This is a genomic window from Streptomyces sp. ME19-01-6, assembly GCF_033793745.1.
Classification (GTDB): Bacteria; Actinomycetota; Actinomycetes; order Streptomycetales; family Streptomycetaceae; genus Streptomyces.
Genome location: NZ_JARAXF010000001.1, coordinates 691968 through 708539, shown reverse-complemented (window position 1 = coordinate 708539; position 16572 = coordinate 691968). Strand labels below are relative to the sequence as shown.

Annotated in this window: 16 protein-coding genes, 1 tRNA gene and 1 pseudogene; 5 read left to right on the top strand and 13 right to left on the bottom strand. The window is 71.1% G+C overall.

The features are described 5' to 3' along the window. Window positions 1-64: 64 nt before the first annotated feature. Window positions 65-1453: a hypothetical protein gene (locus tag PV419_RS03290; protein ID WP_319686087.1), complete on the bottom strand. Its 1389-nt coding sequence runs from the start codon at window positions 1451-1453 to the stop codon at window positions 65-67. Window positions 1454-1797: 344 nt separating this feature from the next. Here PV419_RS03290 and PV419_RS03285 point away from each other — a divergent pair, with 344 nt between their 5' ends. Beyond that, entirely contained in the window at window positions 1798-2463 is a 666-nt protein-coding gene (locus PV419_RS03285) for a histidine phosphatase family protein (protein ID WP_319686086.1), read from the top strand. Here the strand turns inward: PV419_RS03285 and PV419_RS03280 are convergent. The 7 genes and pseudogenes from PV419_RS03280 to PV419_RS03250 all read right to left on the bottom strand — a co-directional run bounded on the left by PV419_RS03280 (window position 2455) and on the right by PV419_RS03250 (window position 6864). Next, a complete protein-coding gene (locus PV419_RS03280) occupies window positions 2455-3243 on the bottom strand; it encodes a hypothetical protein (RefSeq protein ID WP_319686085.1) in 789 nt (262 codons plus the stop codon). The two genes, PV419_RS03285 and PV419_RS03280, sit on opposite strands and share 9 nt — an antisense overlap. 14 nt (window positions 3244-3257) lie before the next feature. Beyond that, window positions 3258-3728 (bottom strand): RidA family protein, encoded by a 471-nt coding sequence (locus tag PV419_RS03275; protein WP_319686084.1) that lies wholly within the window; start codon window positions 3726-3728, stop codon window positions 3258-3260. A 9-nt stretch (window positions 3729-3737) separates the two neighbouring features. Further along, window positions 3738-4094 carry a darcynin family protein gene (locus tag PV419_RS03270; protein ID WP_319686083.1) on the bottom strand — a complete coding sequence of 119 codons (357 nt, stop codon included), beginning with the start codon at window positions 4092-4094 and terminating at the stop codon, window positions 3738-3740. Window positions 4095-4188: 94 nt separating this feature from the next. Beyond that, the gene (locus tag PV419_RS03265; protein ID WP_319686208.1) at window positions 4189-4962 is read right to left on the bottom strand and encodes a VWA domain-containing protein; all 774 of its coding nucleotides are present in this window, start codon (window positions 4960-4962) and stop codon (window positions 4189-4191) included. 317 nt (window positions 4963-5279) lie between these two features. Beyond that, window positions 5280-5435 (bottom strand): annotated as a pseudogene (locus tag PV419_RS03260) (NUDIX hydrolase); the annotation flags it as partial. Between the two features lie 174 nt (window positions 5436-5609). Beyond that, on the bottom strand, window positions 5610-6347 hold the full coding sequence (locus PV419_RS03255) for a dienelactone hydrolase family protein (RefSeq protein WP_319686082.1): 738 nt from the start codon (window positions 6345-6347) through the stop codon (window positions 5610-5612). 445 nt (window positions 6348-6792) lie between these two features. After that, a tRNA-Val gene (locus tag PV419_RS03250) sits at window positions 6793-6864 on the bottom strand. A gap of 157 nt (window positions 6865-7021) precedes the next feature. Between PV419_RS03250 and PV419_RS03245 the strand changes: the two genes are divergently transcribed. The 3 genes from PV419_RS03245 to PV419_RS03235 all read left to right on the top strand — a co-directional run bounded on the left by PV419_RS03245 (window position 7022) and on the right by PV419_RS03235 (window position 9723). After that, window positions 7022-8464: a hypothetical protein gene (locus tag PV419_RS03245; protein WP_415925213.1), complete on the top strand. Its 1443-nt coding sequence runs from the start codon at window positions 7022-7024 to the stop codon at window positions 8462-8464. Between the two features lie 102 nt (window positions 8465-8566). After that, the gene (locus PV419_RS03240; protein ID WP_319686080.1) at window positions 8567-8788 is read left to right on the top strand and encodes a zinc ribbon domain-containing protein; all 222 of its coding nucleotides are present in this window, start codon (window positions 8567-8569) and stop codon (window positions 8786-8788) included. Window positions 8789-8934: 146 nt separating this feature from the next. Then, window positions 8935-9723: a DUF4383 domain-containing protein gene (locus PV419_RS03235; protein WP_319686079.1), complete on the top strand. Its 789-nt coding sequence runs from the start codon at window positions 8935-8937 to the stop codon at window positions 9721-9723. On the opposite strand, the gene PV419_RS03230 is transcribed toward PV419_RS03235, so the two are convergent. Genes PV419_RS03230 through PV419_RS03220 form a run of 3 tightly spaced genes read right to left on the bottom strand, consistent with a single transcriptional unit; the run spans window position 9677 to window position 12194 of the window. Continuing rightward, window positions 9677-10336, bottom strand: coding sequence for an O-methyltransferase (locus PV419_RS03230; protein WP_319686078.1), 660 nt, complete (start codon window positions 10334-10336; stop codon window positions 9677-9679). The genes PV419_RS03235 and PV419_RS03230 overlap by 47 nt on opposite strands. Before the next feature lie 11 nt (window positions 10337-10347). Further along, window positions 10348-11001 (bottom strand): response regulator transcription factor, encoded by a 654-nt coding sequence (locus PV419_RS03225; RefSeq protein WP_319686077.1) that lies wholly within the window; start codon window positions 10999-11001, stop codon window positions 10348-10350. Beyond that, on the bottom strand, window positions 10992-12194 hold the full coding sequence (locus tag PV419_RS03220) for a sensor histidine kinase (RefSeq protein ID WP_319686076.1): 1203 nt from the start codon (window positions 12192-12194) through the stop codon (window positions 10992-10994). Before PV419_RS03220 ends, PV419_RS03225 begins: the two co-directional genes overlap by 10 nt. 134 nt (window positions 12195-12328) lie before the next feature. Between PV419_RS03220 and PV419_RS03215 the strand changes: the two genes are divergently transcribed. Beyond that, the gene (locus PV419_RS03215; RefSeq protein ID WP_319686075.1) at window positions 12329-12952 is read left to right on the top strand and encodes a DedA family protein; all 624 of its coding nucleotides are present in this window, start codon (window positions 12329-12331) and stop codon (window positions 12950-12952) included. A gap of 27 nt (window positions 12953-12979) precedes the next feature. Here the strand turns inward: PV419_RS03215 and PV419_RS03210 are convergent, their stop codons facing one another. After that, complete coding sequence (locus PV419_RS03210; protein WP_319686074.1) at window positions 12980-13837, bottom strand: HAD family hydrolase; 858 nt, start codon at window positions 13835-13837, stop codon at window positions 12980-12982. Continuing rightward, window positions 13837-16548 carry a phosphoribosyltransferase gene (locus PV419_RS03205; protein WP_319686207.1) on the bottom strand — a complete coding sequence of 904 codons (2712 nt, stop codon included), beginning with the start codon at window positions 16546-16548 and terminating at the stop codon, window positions 13837-13839. Before PV419_RS03205 ends, PV419_RS03210 begins: the two co-directional genes overlap by 1 nt. Between the last annotated feature and the right edge of the window lie 24 nt (window positions 16549-16572).

Sequence of the window (16572 nt, the reverse complement as noted above, 5' to 3'; positions counted from 1 at the left end):
TGCGGCCGGGCAAGGCCGAGGGGGTAGGAGGCTCGGGGCCCGGGTTCGGGCCCCGGGCCGGGTCCTAGACCTGCGGCCCCGGCCCGTCGTAATCGCCGTCCGGCCCCGGCTGCTGGTAGTCGTAGTGCGTCACCGAACTGCTGCCGCGCATGTCGAAGTCCTGGGCCAGCCCCACTGTCTGCAAGTGGGCCATGTCCGGGTCGGTGACGTCCCCCGGCCAGTTGTCCTTGCTCTCGTTCCAGCTGTATCGATCCCAGACGTTCACCTGGTAGTCGAGGTAATACTGGGGCTTCCCGTATTCGTCGAGCTTCGCCGTCATCGCGCCGGAGACATTGAACGTTCCGCTGCCGACGGCCTCACGCCAGCCGGGGTCGGCGGGCAAGTAGTCCTGGCCCTTCGTCTCCACCGGAATGGTCACGGTCTGCGCCCCTGACTTCTCCAACTCCTTACGCGCCTGTTCCGCCCACTTTTCCTGATGGTCGACGATGGCCCACTCAACATCTTCGTACACGGGGCGGTCGTCGCGCAGCATGCTGTCGACGTCCAGATCAAGGGGGGTTCCCGTGTTCGAGAGGTAGTGCTCCAGATTCCGACCCGCCTGGCCCAGGCCATTTATCTTGTCCAACTCCACTTCGCTTTTTGCCTTGAACAGGTTCCAGCGATCACCGGCCCCCGGGTCCCTCACCGCCCATCCCGGATTTCCCTTGTCCCCGGGCGTCCACTTGTACGTCGGCGAGATGACCCCGGCCGCCATCAGCTTTTCCCTGTCGGCATCCCACAGTCGGCCGCGCAGTTCCGGGCTGAGTCCGTCCCAGAGCTTCCGCAACTCGGCGCGCTGCTTGGCGTTCGCGTCCTTGCCGAACGAGGCGAGCGTCAGCGCCCGCTCGACCGCGACGTCGTTGAGCGAGTTGTACCGGGTGTGCCCCGCGTCGTAGACATCGCCGCCGTGGATCTTGGCCAGCGCGCCCTTGACCAGGCCGTCGATCTCGATGGCTCGGGCCAGCTTCGCGTTGACGTGGCGAATGTACTCTTGTTGGACTTCCCGATCGCGCTTGGAGTACGTCCCTTCGGGCGCAAGCGGGTAGACGAACTTCACGGTGCCGTCGTAGTTGTCGGCGACCTGGAGCTTGATTTCCTGCGCCTGCGCGACGGCCGACCTGATAGTGGACTGGATTTCGGTCAGCTGGGAATGCGCATCGTCCAGGATGCTCCAGACGCTGTGGGCCTCCTTGTGCAGATCCGCGAACTCTTTCGCGGTCTTTTTGACGAATGTACGTGTGACGTCCGCGTTGAGCCCGGCCCACCGCGCCCCCTCCGACTTCTTCAACAAGCCGGAATTCGCGTCGTCCATCAGCTTCTGCAAACCCTCGACAGCCGACTTCCAGTCCGCGACCGCGCTGCCGAGCTTCCCCAGATCGACTTCCACCAGATCGTGGTAGACGAGACCGCCCATCGCCTTTCCCCCGTCACTCCATCAGCTTGGAGATCGCAGACTAGCCGAACCGGATGATCTTGTTCCGACTCCGGGACGAGGAAGAACGGGACATTACCGAGCGAAGCCGCTACGACGGCTGGCAAATGCGCAGGTGAATGCGCGGCGTCGGATATTCACTGAACTTCTCCTGAACTCCGCGGGGACGCGTTTCACCAAGAGTTCAGCGAGCCGACCGCCGCTCCGCGCAGCAAGACGAACCCCAAATCCCGCAACCCCGACCGAGCCGAGGACGTCCCCAAGGATGCCCCTCGGGACGTCCCCGTGGCGTCGCGCTCACACCTCCGCAAGGACACCCGTACACCATGACCACAACAGCCGCCCGCTACCTCTATCTGACCCGCCACGGCCAGGCCTCCCCCGACGAGACGGAGCTGACGGCGAACGGCCGCCGCCAGGCCATACTGCTCGGTGAGCGGCTGCGCGACCACCCCATATCCGCCATCCACCACAGCCCGCTCCCCCGCGCCGCCCAGACCGCCCACCTGATCGCCGAGCAACTCACCCAGCGCCCCGAAATCCCCCTCCACCCGTCCGAACCGGCCGGAGACTACCTCCCGTACGTCCCCGACCGGCGCGAACTCCCCGCGGACACCGCCGACGCCCTCCTCGGCTTCCTCGGCCAATTCCCCCCGGAAGAGCGCGACCGCGGCCCGGCCCTCGCCCGCGAGGCCCTGGCCCGCTTCACCGGCCCGGTGCCCGGCGACGAGCCCCGCCACGAACTGGTCGTCACCCACAACTTCCTCATCGGCTGGCTCGTCCGCGCCGCCCAAGACGCCCCCGACTGGCGCTGGCTCGGCGTCAACCACGCCAACGCGGCTCTGACGGTCATCCGCTACGCCCCCGGCCGCCTCTCCTCCGTCCTCTTCTACAACGACATGTCACACCTGCCGGCCGACCTGCGCTGGACCGGCTTCCCCCCCCGAGCTGCGGGTGTGAGGGGCCGAGGTTCAGACCGAGGTTCAGGCTGAGGCGGGGCCCGAGACCGTGACGAGGACCGGCTGGGCCGCTCCCGCCGCCCGTAGCGCGTCGATCACGATCTCGGTGGCCCAGACGGCCGTGTCCAAAGACCAGGAGCGCGCGCCACAGCGCAGGGCCAGCACCTGCCGCATCCCCTCCGTCTGAACCTCCCCCGCCACCGGCAGGGCCAGCCCCTCCTGGGTGTCCGGGCCCGGCGGTACGGCCTCGAACGTGAGGCGCCCGAAGGCCCGCTCCAGTGCCAGGGCCCGTACGTCCCGGCTCTCCACGGCCGACGCCGCCGAACCCCTCCCCGAGACCGTCACCGTGAACTCCACCGCCCCATCCGGATCGTCCAGGGCGAACCAGTCCGCCGTCTGAGCCAAATGGACCAGGCTGTCGGGGGCGAGGTGGAGCGGCGCCAAGGTGTGCAGGCCGGTCAGGCGGAAGGTGCCCATGCGGCGCAGGACGTCGCCGAGCACCGTCGCCGCCGGCAGCACCGGCAGACGCTGCCCACGCGGGTTCTCAGCGGCGATCTGGAGCCAGGCCATCTGACGTATCCGGCCGTCCTCCGTCCAGTCCTCCCCCGCGTCGTTGTGCCCCCACCGCGCGCCCTCCAGCACGCCTCCGCTCGTCGTGGTCCACCCATACGCCTCGGCCCGTTTCACCGCGAGGCTGAACACGTCCTCGTCGATGCCCTCCTCGGCATGGAGCCGAGCGATCCAAGGGCGCCGGTGGAAGACACCGTGCAGCCCGACGAAGACGGTCGGATAGTCCGGTTCGAAGTCGCTCACCGCTCTACCCCTCCTCATTCCGCCAGGGCGGCGACCGCGTCGATCTCGACGAGCACACCCTCACGCACGAGTTGCGTCACCACCGTGGTCCTGGCGGGCAGCGGCGAACTGTCCGCGAAGAACTCCCGGTACACGCGGTTGAACGCCGGAAAGTCCTTCCTGTCGCTCAGATAACACGTGCACTTGATGATGCGGTCCTTACCGCTGCCCGCCGCCTCGAACACCGCCACGAGGTTGCGCAGCACCTGCGTCACCTGCGCGGCGAAATCGGCCGGCATCTCGTTCGTAGCGGGGTCGAGCGGCCCCTGGCCGGAGGTGAAGACCAGGCCACCGGACACGATGGCCTGGGACAGGGGCGGCTCGGTGCCGTCGGAGAAGCGCACGAACGGGGCTTGCTCTGTGTGAATGCCTTTGATCATGCGGGCATTCTGCACACTGCGGCGCCCCGGCCGCCTCCGGTCCTGGTCGCGCTCGTGGCCGACCATTCCCGTATGTCAGGTGCGCTGCCCGGTACGACGCTCGTAGTCGGCGAAGCCGTCCTCGATCGTCGGCAGCACCAGCTCCACTCGGAAGTAGGGCACGCTCCACAGCGGGCTGTCGCGAAGGCCTTCAAACAGGTCGGACCACGCGGTCAGATCGTCGGTCGTCGCGACCAGGACATCGGACGGAGCGGCCGCCCAAGCCTCGGCGTCGAACCAGCGGACCTTGACGGCAGAGTGCTTGTCCAACAGCGGCTGCACGTGATCAGCGATGATTCGCTGTCGCTCGGGCCGCCCCAGGGCAAGCCATGCCGGCAGGGCCGTCAGGTGGACGAATACGGTGAACCGTGGCTGTGGCTGTGCGTTGCTCATGCGCATCATTGTGGATCAAGAGATGATCGGCCGTCGACGATCCGACAGAGACGCCCCCGCCCAACCTGGAGCGCGTCGTCGAACGCGCCGGTTCTCAGTTCTTCACCACGCCTGCGTCGCGAGCCGCAGTCAGCCACGACGGGAATTCTTGGAGCAGTTGATCGTAGAGGGCGGCGTCGGAGAGAGTCTTCGGCGACGGCCCAGCGGCGAAGAACCCGGCGTTGTCGACAACGCGTCGGGCCGGCACCGGCAGATCGTCGAGCTTGCGAAGGAAGCGGAACTCGTCGTCGCCGAATCCGACGAACTGCCAGAAGATCGGCAGCCTCGCGGCCGAACACAGCATGCTCTGCGCGGCCCCCTTCGACGTGGGGGAACCGTCGGTCTGGAATACCACGAACGCCGGATCGTCGGCTCCACTCGACTGGTAGTGGTCAATCACGGCCTGCATGGCGAGGTGGTAATTGGTGCGCCCCATGTGGCCCATCGAATCGTGCAAAGGGTTGATCCGATCCTGATAGGCATCGAGGTTGATCTCAGCCGTCCCATCGACCTTTGTGGAGAAGAAGACGACCGGCACGACACCGTCGTCATCGAGGTTGGCCGCGAGCGCGAGAGCCTGCTCGGCCAAGTGCTGAACCGAGCCGTCACGATAGTACGGACGCATGCTCCCGGAGCGGTCCAGAACCAGGTACACGGCGGCACGCCGTCCGGCGACATCGTGCTTGGCCAAGGAGACGGCAGCCGTCTTGTAGAGGCTGACCAGCCCCGGAGCCCGGGCCGCAACCTTCTCCAGGCTGATCGCGGCGGTGGGTGCCTTGACCGGCTTGCGGTAGTCGATTTTCGGGCTCTTGCGATAGTCGATAGCCATACACATTGATTGTTCCCCAACCGACCGGCGGCCGAAGCCGCTCAGCACCACAAAGTCACTCACCTTCGGCGCCAGCACGAAGGGGCGGTTTGACCTTCCAGCGAGAACTTCCTTCACCTGGCCCGTCCTGCCCGGACAGGTACTCCTTGCAGACTCCCGTGTGGGATCCGGACGCCCTGGTGTGCCGCCGCTCCGGCGCGCCTCAGTCCGACGAGCCGACCCCGGGCCCTTCGACACCGGCCGTGCCGGCACCGGACCGCCGCCTCCTCTGACAGCAACGCCCCCTCGTGCGAGGGGGCATTCGTCATGCTCGGGGCTCAGCCGAGGCGCAGATGGTGCAACATCAGCAGCGCGGCCACCGCGTTTGCCGAGCGGACCTCTCCGCGCGCGACCAGGTCCGGCACCGACTTCAGCGGCACGCACTCCCGCCGCGTCGACTCAAAGTCGTCACGCGGCTCGCCGATCAACTCGGCGCGGTACACCGACCAACGCCAGGGGAACTGGCACTTCACCACCCACGACGCACGCATCAAACTGCGCCACCTCTATCCCAAACATTAGCCGCGACAGACTACGACGCCGAACGCTTCGAGGCGATCGACGCCTTCCGCTGGCCGAGCCTGCCAGGGTGCGGCGCTTTGCCTGGGTCATGCCCTCAGGTCCTCCGCCACGGGCAGGCACTCGGCGAGCAGGTCGACGACGTCGCGCCAGGCTCGCTGCGCGTGCTGTGGGTGGTAGCCGACACCGGGGACCACGGGGTGGTCAACCGGCGGGTGGTGGAAGGCATGCAATGCACCGCCATAGATCGCGAGGCGCCAGTCGACGCCCGCGGCCTGCATCTCAGCGGTGAACGCGTTTCGTTGCGCGGGCGGCATGATCGGGTCTTCCGATCCGACCCCGGCCCACACCGGGCAGCGAATGCGCGCTGCCTCGCCCGGTCGGCCCGTGGTAGTTGCGTTGACTGTCCCGATCGCGCGCAGGTTGACGCCGTCTCGCCCGAGTTCCAGCGCGATGGCGCCCCCGGTGCCGTAGCCGATGGCGGCGATCCGGTCGGGGTCGGTCCGGGGCTCGGTGCGCAACTCGTCGAGTGCCGCGTGGCCGATGCGCCGCATCCGGTCGGGATCAGCGAGCAGTGGCATGCAACGGGCCAGCATCTCCTCGGGGTCACCCAAATAGCGCCCGCCGTGCAGGTCGAAGGCCAGCGCTACATATCCCAGCTCGGCGAGAGCATCGGCCCGGCGGCGCTCGACGTCGCTGAGCCCCATGCCCTCTGGTCCGAGCAGCACTGCGGGCTGGCGGTCGACACCGGCCGGGAGCGCGAGGTGCCCGATCATCGTCAAACCGTCGGCCGGGTACTCGACCGTACGCGTCGTAATCGTCGTCATGAGACTGGACTGTAGTGATCGTCGAGCCCGGTCCGGCCGGTGTTCTGCCGCTGGCAGAACAGCGTAGGTGTCCCTCTGAAATACGGGACGGGTCCGGCGCTCAGGGCTTCAAGATCATCCCGTTGCCCCTTTGGCGCGTATCTCGGTCACACCCCTCGCAGGCCCGACGGCGCACGAGACAGCGGGCGCTCTCCCGTGATGTGGACCTCCCCGCCCAGGGACCAAGGGTCTGCTGAGGCAGGAATCGACTGCACCGGAACGGGAGCGGCACAGTCCCTCAGGTCTCAACGTACGAGACGCTTACCCAGGTCGCATAGGGTTACACCCCGTTGCACTGCATGATCCTTTGGGGTTGTGGCATCTATGTGGCATCCGAGCACGAACGACCCCTCAATCCAGACGGATTGAGGGGCCGAATCACGCTCTCACCTGCGGTCAATCACCGTGGGCGCAGACGGGTTCGAACCGCCGACATCTGCCTTGTAAGGGCAGCGCTCTACCGCTGAGCTATGCGCCCGGGATGAGGTGCCAGCCTACCTTGTCCGCGCCGCACCGCAGCAATCCAGTAGGTGAGGGGAAAGGACGGGGAAGGGCGAGGCCCTGATCGCGAACCAATCGTCATGCCTGTTCGTCAGTGACGAGTGGGAGAATGACAGCCGGGCCTGGGGCGATCCATGTGGGAGCGGGAAGTGGCGGCGACATCCGCGCAGTCTGCACGTGCAGTACGTCGTCCGTGTCCGGAGCATGGGCCGGGTCCGGTACGTGGCTTGCGGGGGCTGGGGCGGCGGGTCGCCGAGGGCGTGGTCGGGGGCGCGGTGCTGGTGGTGGGGCCGTTGGCGGTGCTGGTCGCGGTGGTGCCGGGGACGTTCGCGGGGGGCGGGGCGCGGCGGTGGTTCGGGGGGCGGGGGGAAGGGCAGCGGGCGCAGGCGCAGGCGGCGAAGGACGAGGCCGCGGCGGCGTTCTACGAGCTGGACACCGCGCAGCGCGATCTGCGGATCTCGATCGAGACGATCACGGCGGTCGACGACTCACCGGCCGCCCAGCGGGCGAAGGCCGACTTCGAGGCGTTCGGCGAGCGGATCGACCAGGTCAGCCGGGACTACATCACCGCCGTGGACGCCCATGACCTGGACCGCGACGACCTGGACGCCTCGGCCGCCTCGCGCGCCCGTGCGGATCTGGTCAGGGCGAAGGACGAGCTGCGGCGCACCAAGGCGGACCTCGACCGCTTCGCGCAGGGTCTTGGCCCGCTGCTGGAGCAGGCCGAGACCCAGCTGGCGCGGCTGGCGCCCGCCGTGGAGCGGGCGCGGCAGGCGCTGCGCGCGGCGAGCGACGCGTTGGATGCCGTGCGGGGGGCCGGGCTGCGGGCCGATGACCTGGCGGCGCGGCTGGCCGCGCTGGGGCCGGAGCTGACCAAGCTCAACGAGGGGGCGGGCCGGCATGGTGTGCAGGAGACCATCCGGCGCGCGGACGATGTGCTGCGTGGGGCGGAGGCGGTGCGCGGCGAGGCGGAGCGGCTGCCGGAGCGGGCGGCGGAGATCGACCGGCGGCTGGTGTCGCTGCGTACCCGCGCGCAGGCGATCACCACGCGGACGGAGGGCGTCGTGCCCGTGCTGAGCGAGTTGCGGCGGCGGTACAGCGCGGCCTGCTGGCAGGATCTGCAGGCCGTCCCGGATCAGGCGGCGGGGGATGTCGCCCGGGCCGAGGCGAAGCTCAAGGAGGCGCAGGAGGCGCGGGACGAGCAGCGCTGGGCGGATGCCACCGCCCTGCTCGCGACCGTACGGGCGCTGCTGAACACCACGGACGAGGCGGTGTCGGCGGCCGGCGACCGGCTGCGGCGGCTCGACGAGGTGTCGTACGACCGGAACAAGGAGGTCGAGCGCACGCGCTTCGCGATCCGCGACGCGCAGCGGCTGGCGATGGCCGGGCGCGACACCCCCGACCCGCGCCACGCGGGGCCGCTGGACGGCGCGGTGGAGCGGCTGGACCGGGCGATCGCGGGGCTGGAGGGGCGGCATCCGGACTGGTGGCACTTCCTGTCCGAGACGGAGGCCGTGCGGCAGGCGGCCGCCCGTGTGGTGCAGGAGATCCGTGAGGAGCGTGGGGGCGCGCACTGAGCCTCCCCTCAGGTGCCGGTTCCGCATATGCCTGCGCTGGCCTGCGGTTTCTTGCGTTTTGTGCGCTGTTGGACCGCGCCGTCCCTGGCTATGCTGCCTCCTATGCCTCGCTACGAATACCGATGCCGCGCCTGCGGGACCACCTTCGAGCTGAACCGGCCCATGGCCGAGTCCTCCGCGCCCGCGTCCTGCCCGGAGGGGCACGACGACACGGTGAAGCTGCTCTCGACGGTCGCCGTCACCGGCTCCTCCTCCGCCCCGGCGCGGCCCCAGGCCTCCGGTGGCGGTGGCGGCGGGTGCTGTGGGGGCGGCTGTTGCGGCTGAGCCTGGGCGGTCGCGGTTGAGCCGACCCGGCCGGGGGCGGATCCTGGGAGTACGTACGCAGGTATGGCCTCGACCGCGCAGCACCGTGAGGCCGGGGTCTCCGCGAGCGACAGGGGTAAAGCCCATCAGCCCGAAGGAGGCCGGACATGGCTACTGGCCGCCCCTCCCCCATCGGTCCTCACCCAGCGGGGATCGGACGCCAGTTCCCGGAGCGGATCGGCGTCCGCATCAAACTCGACGAGCATCTGCCGATCGACCACCGGCTCAGCCAGGTCTACCGCATTGGTGCGGGCCTGATGGGTCTGGTCCTGATCGCCTTCGGCATCCTGGGCCTGGTCGACAAGATCGGTTTCTTTGACACCGGCGGTGACACCGTCGCCGGCCTGAACACCAACGGCGCGCTGAGCGTGCTGTCCGTCGTCATCGGCGCGCTGCTGGTCGCCGGCATGGTCATCAGCGGCAACTTCGCCTCGACCCTCAACATCGTGCTGGGCATCGCCTTCCTGCTGAGCGGTTTCGTCAATCTCGCCCTGCTGGAGACGGACTACAACTTCCTGGCCTTCCGCCTCCAGAACGTGCTGTTCAGCTTTGTGGTCGGCCTGATGCTGATGTGGTTCGGCATGTACGGGCGGGTCAGCGGCGGGCTGCCGCACGACAATCCGTACTGGCAGGCCCGCCACCCCGACCTCGCCGAACGCGAGGCGCACACGCGCGAGGCGCACGCCCGGCAGCTCCCACCCGGTAAGTGGGGCAAGCTTGATCAGTCCCCCGGCAGGTCTCCCGGCGACTCCGCCGAGCAGCGATCCGCACAGGAACAGCGATCCGCAGAGGAACAAGGGCGGCAGGGAGAAGGGCGGCACGCCCGGCGGCTGCTGCGGCGGCGCAGGCTCAGCGGCGGCGCGCCAGGGTCAGCCCGTCGGCGACCGTCAGCATGACCGCCTCCATCCGGGTGTCGGCGGCCACATGCTCGTTGAACGCCTTGATGGCCGCGCCCGCGCCCGTCGCCTCCGGGTCGACGACGGACCCGTGGAAGAACACGTTGTCCGCGACGATCAGCCCGCCCGGGCTCAGGCGCGGCACCAGCTCCTCCCAGTACGCGATGTAGTTGCCCTTGTCCGCGTCGAGATAGGCCAGGTCGATGTGCGGTTCGGCCGGCATCGCCCGCAGCGTGTCCAGCGCGGGGGCGATCCGCAGGTCGATGAGGTCCGCGACCCCGGCCTTCGCCCAGGCCTCCCGCCCGTACGCCGTCCACTCCTCCGATACGTCGCAGGCGATCAGCTTGCCGTCGGCCGGCAGCGCCTGCGCCATCGACAGGGCGGAGAAGCCGGTGAAGGTGCCGACCTCGACGATGTGCCGGGCGCCGGTCAGCCGCACCAGGAACGCCAGCAGCGGGCCCTGTTCCTCGGCGGACTGCATGCCCGCGACCTCGGGGAGTCGGGCGTGCGTGACCTCGACGAGCTCGCGCTGGACCGGGTCGAGCGGCGGATTGTGCCCCAGCACGTAGGCGTACAGCTCGTCCGTGATCGGCGTGCTCTTGCTCTCGGCCAACGTGGTCCCCTTCAGCTTCCCAGGTAGCGCAGTACAGCCAGCACCCGGCGACTGTAACCCGAACTCGCAGGGAGTTCGAGCTTGTCGAAGATCGCATTGATGTGCTTTTCGACGGCGCTGCGCGAGACATGCAGCCGCTCCGCGATGGCGGTGTTGGCGTGGCCCTGCGCCATCGCGTCCAGGACGTCCCGCTCGCGCGGCGTGAGCCGGCCGAGGGGGTCGGTGTGGGTGCTGCGGGCCAGCAGTCTGCGGACGACCTCGGGGTCGAAGGCGGCACGGCCCGCGGCGACCCGCTCCAGCGCGTCCAGGAACTCGTCGACCTGCACCACCCGGTCCTTGAGCAGATATCCGACCCCCGCGCCTCCATCCTCGGAGGTCAGCAGCTCGGTCGCGTACCGCTTCTCCACGTACTGCGACAGCACCAGCACCCCGATGCCGGGGTGGCGCCGCCGGATCTCCAGTGCCGCCCGCAGCCCCTCGTCGGTGTGCGTCGGCGGCATCCGTACGTCCACCACCACCGCGTCCACGTCCGGATGCCGTCCCACCGCCTCGACCAGCGCCGCGCCGTCGCCCACCGCCGCAACCACCTCGTGGCCCTCCTCGGCGAGCAGCCGCACCAGGCCCTCACGCAGCAGGGTCGAGTCATCAGCCAGGATCATGCGCATGGCAGCTCCGCGCTGACCGTCGTGGGCCCGCCGGGCGGGCTGACCACCCACAGCCGGCCGTCCAGCGCCGCCACCCGCCGGGCCAGGCCCAGCAACCCCCCGCCCGCCGGGTCCGCGCCGCCCTTGCCGTCGTCGGTGACCCGTACCAGCAACCCGCCCACCGCCGTCTCCCCCTCCACGTCCGCCTGCGCCTCCCGCCGGGTGAGCGCCACCGTGAGGCGCCCCGCGTCCGAGTGCTTGATCGCGTTCGTCACCGCCTCGGCGACCACAAAATACGCCACCGTGCGGACCGCCTCCTCCGGCTCCGCCGCCAACCCGTACTCCAGCCGCACCGGGATGGGCGACCGCTCGGCGACCGCCTCCAGCGCCGCCCGCAGCCCGGCCTCGTCCAGTGCCGTGGGGTACACCCGCCACGCCACCTCGCGCAGATCGGTCAGCGCGGCCCGGCTCTCCTCATGCGCCTGGACCAGCAGGGCGCGCGCCTTGTCGGGGTCCTGGCTGCGGCGGGCCCGGCCGAGCAGCATGCCGAGGGCGACGAGCCGCTGCTGCACCCCGTCGTGCAGATCACGCTCGATGCGGCGGCGCTCGTCGTGCACGGCGTCCACGACCCCGGCGCGGCTGGTGGACAGCTCGTCGATCCGGCGGCGGAGGGCTTCCTGATGGCTGGGGCCGAGGTGGTGGCGGGCCAGCTGCCCCTCCAGGGTCGCGACGCCGACGATGCCCTGCAGGGCGAGGAAGAGCAGGAAGAGCCCGCCGATGGCGGATGCGGCGACCGGGAGCCACTCGCCGTCGCTGATGATGAACCAGCCCCACAGCAGCAGGCTGCCGTACGCGGCGCCGACCCCTACGGACAGCAGCACCAGCCCGCCCAACAGCCCCAGCGACCAGCGCCCCGCCAGATACTGGCGGGCGCCCGGGTCGTCGTAGTCGGCCGCGATGTCATGGCCCAGGAAGCGGGCCAGCCGGCGGCGCTCGATCTCCGTCAGCCGCCGCGCCCCTGCCGTCACCGTCCGAAGCACGCACCGCTGGGCAGTCGGCCACCTGCCCGGCCAGGTCCGTACGCACAGCAGGGCCAGGCCCGCCGCGGCGACGCACACCAGCTCCACGAGGGCGGTGCCGGTGCCGATCAGCAGCCCGCCCGCCAGGCGCAGCCCGCGCCGCAGCCAGCTCCTCGCTGTCCCCCTTGTCCCCATGGACGGCAACGCTAGCGGGGCGCGGCGGCCCGCACACTGAGGATTTCCGCAGGTTGTGGGTGTGGTGTGCGGCCCCCGGGCCGGGTGGGCGACCTCATGGTCCCGGGGCGGCGGCTTTTCTAGCGTCGCCGGGTATGAGCGATCGGATCACCGACTGGGCCACCGGCCTGATGGACACCCTTGGCGCGCCCGGCGCGGGCGCCGCCATCGCCCTGGAGAACCTCTTCCCGCCCCTGCCCAGCGAGGTGATCCTGCCGCTGGCGGGATTCGCCGCCGCGCAGGGCGATATGAACCTGTACGCCGCGCTGCTGTGGACCACCGCCGGCTCGGTGATGGGGGCGCTCGCCCTCTACTGGGCGGGCGGACTGCTCGGCCGGGACCGTACGGTCGCGATCGCCGCGCGGCTGCCGCTGGTGAAGGTGGCGGACATCGAGCGGACGGAGCGGTGGTTCGCCCGGCACGGCACGAAGGCCGTCTTCTTCGGACGCATGGTGCCGATCTTCCGCAGCCTGATCTCGGTACCGGCCGGGATCGAACGGATGCCGGTGCCCGTCTTCCTCGCCCTGACCACGCTCGGGAGCCTGATCTGGAACACGGTGTTCGTGCTGGCCGGGTACGCGCTGGGCGACAACTGGCGGGAGGTGACGGACTACGTCTCGGTGTACTCCAAGGTGGTGGCGGGGGCTGCGGCGCTGGGGGTGGTGGCGTTCGTGGGCGTACGGGTCTTCACCAAGGGGCGGGGGAAGCGGCGGGCGTGACGGGGGCGCGGTGACCGCGTTACGGCGTCACGCCCCGGCGCCCGCCACCCCGGCACCCCGCGCCATCCCGGCGCGGGCCGCGAAGGCTCGCAGGATCTCCTCGCCCGCCGCCACGCCCCGTTCCTCCAGCGCGGTCACATGCGGCGCCGTCCACCCCTCGTCGGCGAGTTCGCCGTGGGCCGGGCGCCAGGCGCGGTCGGCGGCCAGGAGGAGGTCGGCGTCCAGGAGGGAGTCCCCGGCGCCGAGCACCTCGCGCGCTCCCGTACGGCGCGCGATCTCGGCGACCGCCGCGCTCTTGGTGAGCGGCTTCGGCACCGCGTAGATCTTGCGGCCCTGCAGCGAGACCGTCCAGCCCCGCTCCTCGGCCCAGGCGGTCAGCTCCTTGACGTAGCCCTCGGGCAGCAGGGCCCGTTCGACGACCAGGTAGGCGAACAGGTCCTCGGCCACCCGCTCCTTGAGCAGCCAGGCCGGGTCCGCGGTACGGATGAGATGGGCGCGGACCTCCTCCAGCGGCGCGCACGACGCGGCGAGTCGGGCGCGCACGGACACCTGCCAGTCCGGGTCGGACTCGCCGTCGACCAGCAGATGCCCGCCGTTCGCGCAGATCGCGAAGCGGGGGGCGGGGCCGGGGAGGCGGACGCGGCCGTACTGCTCGCGGGTGCGCGTGGTGGTCGGTACGAAGACGGCGCCGCGGGCCAGTTCGGTGAGCAGCCCGGCCGCGGTCTCCGTCATGTACGACAGCGGCTGGTGGCCGTACACCTCGACACACAGCAGCCGCGGCGCCTCGGCGTCCGGCATGCGGAGGTCGAGCGCGGCCGCCGAGTAGATCAGCGTGCGGTCGAGGTCGCTCGCGATCAGCAGGGGCGACTGCTCATGGCTCGTCATCAGGCGGTCACCGCCTTGCCGTCCGCGCCCGTCGCGCCGCGCGTGTAGCGGGGGTGGATCAGCCCGACGCACGAGTACGGCAGGTCGTCCACCTCCTCCACCGGCACCCCTCGCTGCTCGGCCAGCAGCCGCACATGGGCCAGGTCCGGGCCGGCGCCGCGCGACGCCAGGATCTTCCACGGGACGCGGCGCAGCAGCACCCGCGTCGTCTCGCCCACGCCCGGCTTCACGAGGTTCACGTCATGGATGCCGTACTCCTCGCTGATCCGCTCGACCGCCGCCCACCCCTCCCAGGTCGGGGCGCGATCGGCGGCCGCGAGGTCCTTCGCGTCGGCGGCGACCTGGTCGGCGACCTCGTCGAAGCGGGCCGTGACGGTGTCGAGGAAGAGCCCGGAGACATCGGCGCCGGCCAGCTCGCGGTAGAACTTCCCGCCGTGGAAGTCGTCGGGCCCGACCAGGTCGGCGCGGAGCACGGTGCGCGATATCAGCCCGGAGACGGTCGAGTTGAGGCAGGCGGAGGGGATGAGGAAGTCATCGCGCGTGCCGTACGTCTCGACGCAGCGGCCGGGGTCGGCGAGTACGGCGATCCGCGGGTCGAAGCCGGGGTACGGGCGTACGGCCTCCGCCAGCTCGCGGGTGATCGCGCCCTTGCCGGTCCAGCCGTCGACGAACACCACGTCGGCGGGGTCGTGCCGGTCCGCCAGCCAGCGCAGCGCGGTGGTGTCGATGCCGCGGCCGCGCACGATGGAGATGGCGTAGTGCGGCAGGTCGAGGCCGTGTGCGTGGCGCGCCCAGCGGCGCATCAGCACGCCGACGGGGGTGCCGGCCCGGGCCAGCGACACCAGGACGGGGCGCGGCGAACGCTCGGCGAGCACGGTCTCGGTGACCGCGCCGACCGCCCGCGCGATGCGGGCCGCGGAGGTGGTGAGCGCGGCCCGGAACAGCGCCTGGTACTCCTCGGTCGGCTGGTACTCGACGGGCAGCGACTCGGCGTAGTGCGCGCCGCCGCTCTGGATCGCCTCCTCGCGCTCCTCGGTGGGCGCCTCGAGGGTGACCTCGGAGAAGTCCTGCAGCAGCCAGCCGACCTCTTCGGGGGCGTACGAGGAGAACGCCGGGCCGCGCAGCGGTTCCGGCAGCGGCGGTTGTGACATGGGGGGCGCCTGTCGCTCGGGGGTGTTGGTGGAGGCGGGGGCGTTGGTGTTCGGCGTGTAGGACGGCACGACGGCCAGCAGGAGGCGGTCGGTGTGCACGGCGAGGTGTGCCAACAGCCCGCCCGGGGCGTGCAGTTCGGGGGTGTCGGCCGGCGAGTCGACGACGGCGACGATCGCGTCGAAGCGGCGCGTGGGGTCGCTGCCGGGGGCGACGTTGTAGGCGTAGCGCTCGCCGGGGCCGTCGGCGGGCGCGTCGTGCGCGGGGAAGGCGAGGCGGGTACGGATCGCGTAGCCGGGGTCGTCGACGGCCAGCACGGGTGAGCGCGTGGTGGTCGAGTACCGCACCTCGGCCCCGCCCGACCCGGTGTCCAGCGCGGTCTCCAGCGCCTCGGCGATCCGCAGTGGCGCGTACATCAGCTCCTCGAAGCCGAGGACGAGCACGCGGCGGGCTGGCGCGGTGTCCGGCGCGGTGACGCGCAGCGCTTCGGCGATCCGGGCCGCCATGCCCGGAAGCGCGGCCTCCAGCCGCTCCCGATGGGCGGGTGTGAAGCCGTGCCGCCCACCGTCGGGCAGCCCACCCGGCCAGCCGAGCTCGACGCGGGCCAGCCCCGTACGGCCGGGGTGCCCTGCGAGCACCTGCCCAAGCGCGAGCCCGGCCGCCGGGCCGGGCACAGCCGCAGGCCCTGGGCCGGACACACGCGCAGGCCCGCGCCCCGAGCCAGGCGCAGCCGCAGGCGCTGGCCCCGAGCCGGGCGCCGGGCCAGGCGCAGGCGCAGGCCCCGAGCCGACGGACTCCAACCCCGCCGCAGCAGCCGGGTCCATGGTCACGGGTGCGGGGCCGGGGGCGCCAGTCCGCGCGGCGGCGGCCTCGTGTTCCGCGACCAGCCGCTGTCCGCGTTCCAGGACCCCTGCGGGGAGCCGGACCGTGCCCGTCGCCGCCGCGATCAGGTCCACGCGGGCGCCGAGGTCGGCCGCGAACGCGTCCAGACGGGCGCGGTCCTCGGGCGAGCGCATGTCGACCAGGGCCACCACCACATACCGCTCGCGCGGGAAGCGCCGATGGAGGGCGGCGATCGTGTTGAGCACCGTCCGGCCCGTCGAGAACTCGTCGTCGACGAGGACCAGCGGGCCGTCCGTGGCCAGCAGGTCGGGATCCTCGGGGAGGAGGAGGTGGGACGTGGCGTGGCTGTGCTCCTCCTCGAAGCCGCCCACCGGCGCGACCCCCGCGACCGGTCGCCGGGTGGAGTGGAGGTAGGGGGCGAGGCCCAGGCCGTCCGCGACGCTGTGGCCCAGGCCCGTCGCGGTCTCCGCGTAGCCGAGCACGACCGCGCGCGCCGCGGCCTGGTCGCCCAGCAGCTCACGCACCCGGCGCCCGAGCCGTACGCCCGCGCCGTGGACGGCCCGCGGCCGCTGCGGCACATGCTTGCCGAGCACGTTGGACACCAGCAGATGCGCGCGCTTGGGGTTGCGCCGCAGCGCGAGCCCCAGCAGCTCGCGCAGTTCATCGCCGCCTTCGAGCCCGACTCCCAGCCGGTCCGCGACCCACTGCCCCGACCACATCACGCCGTACGCCCCATCAGCCCG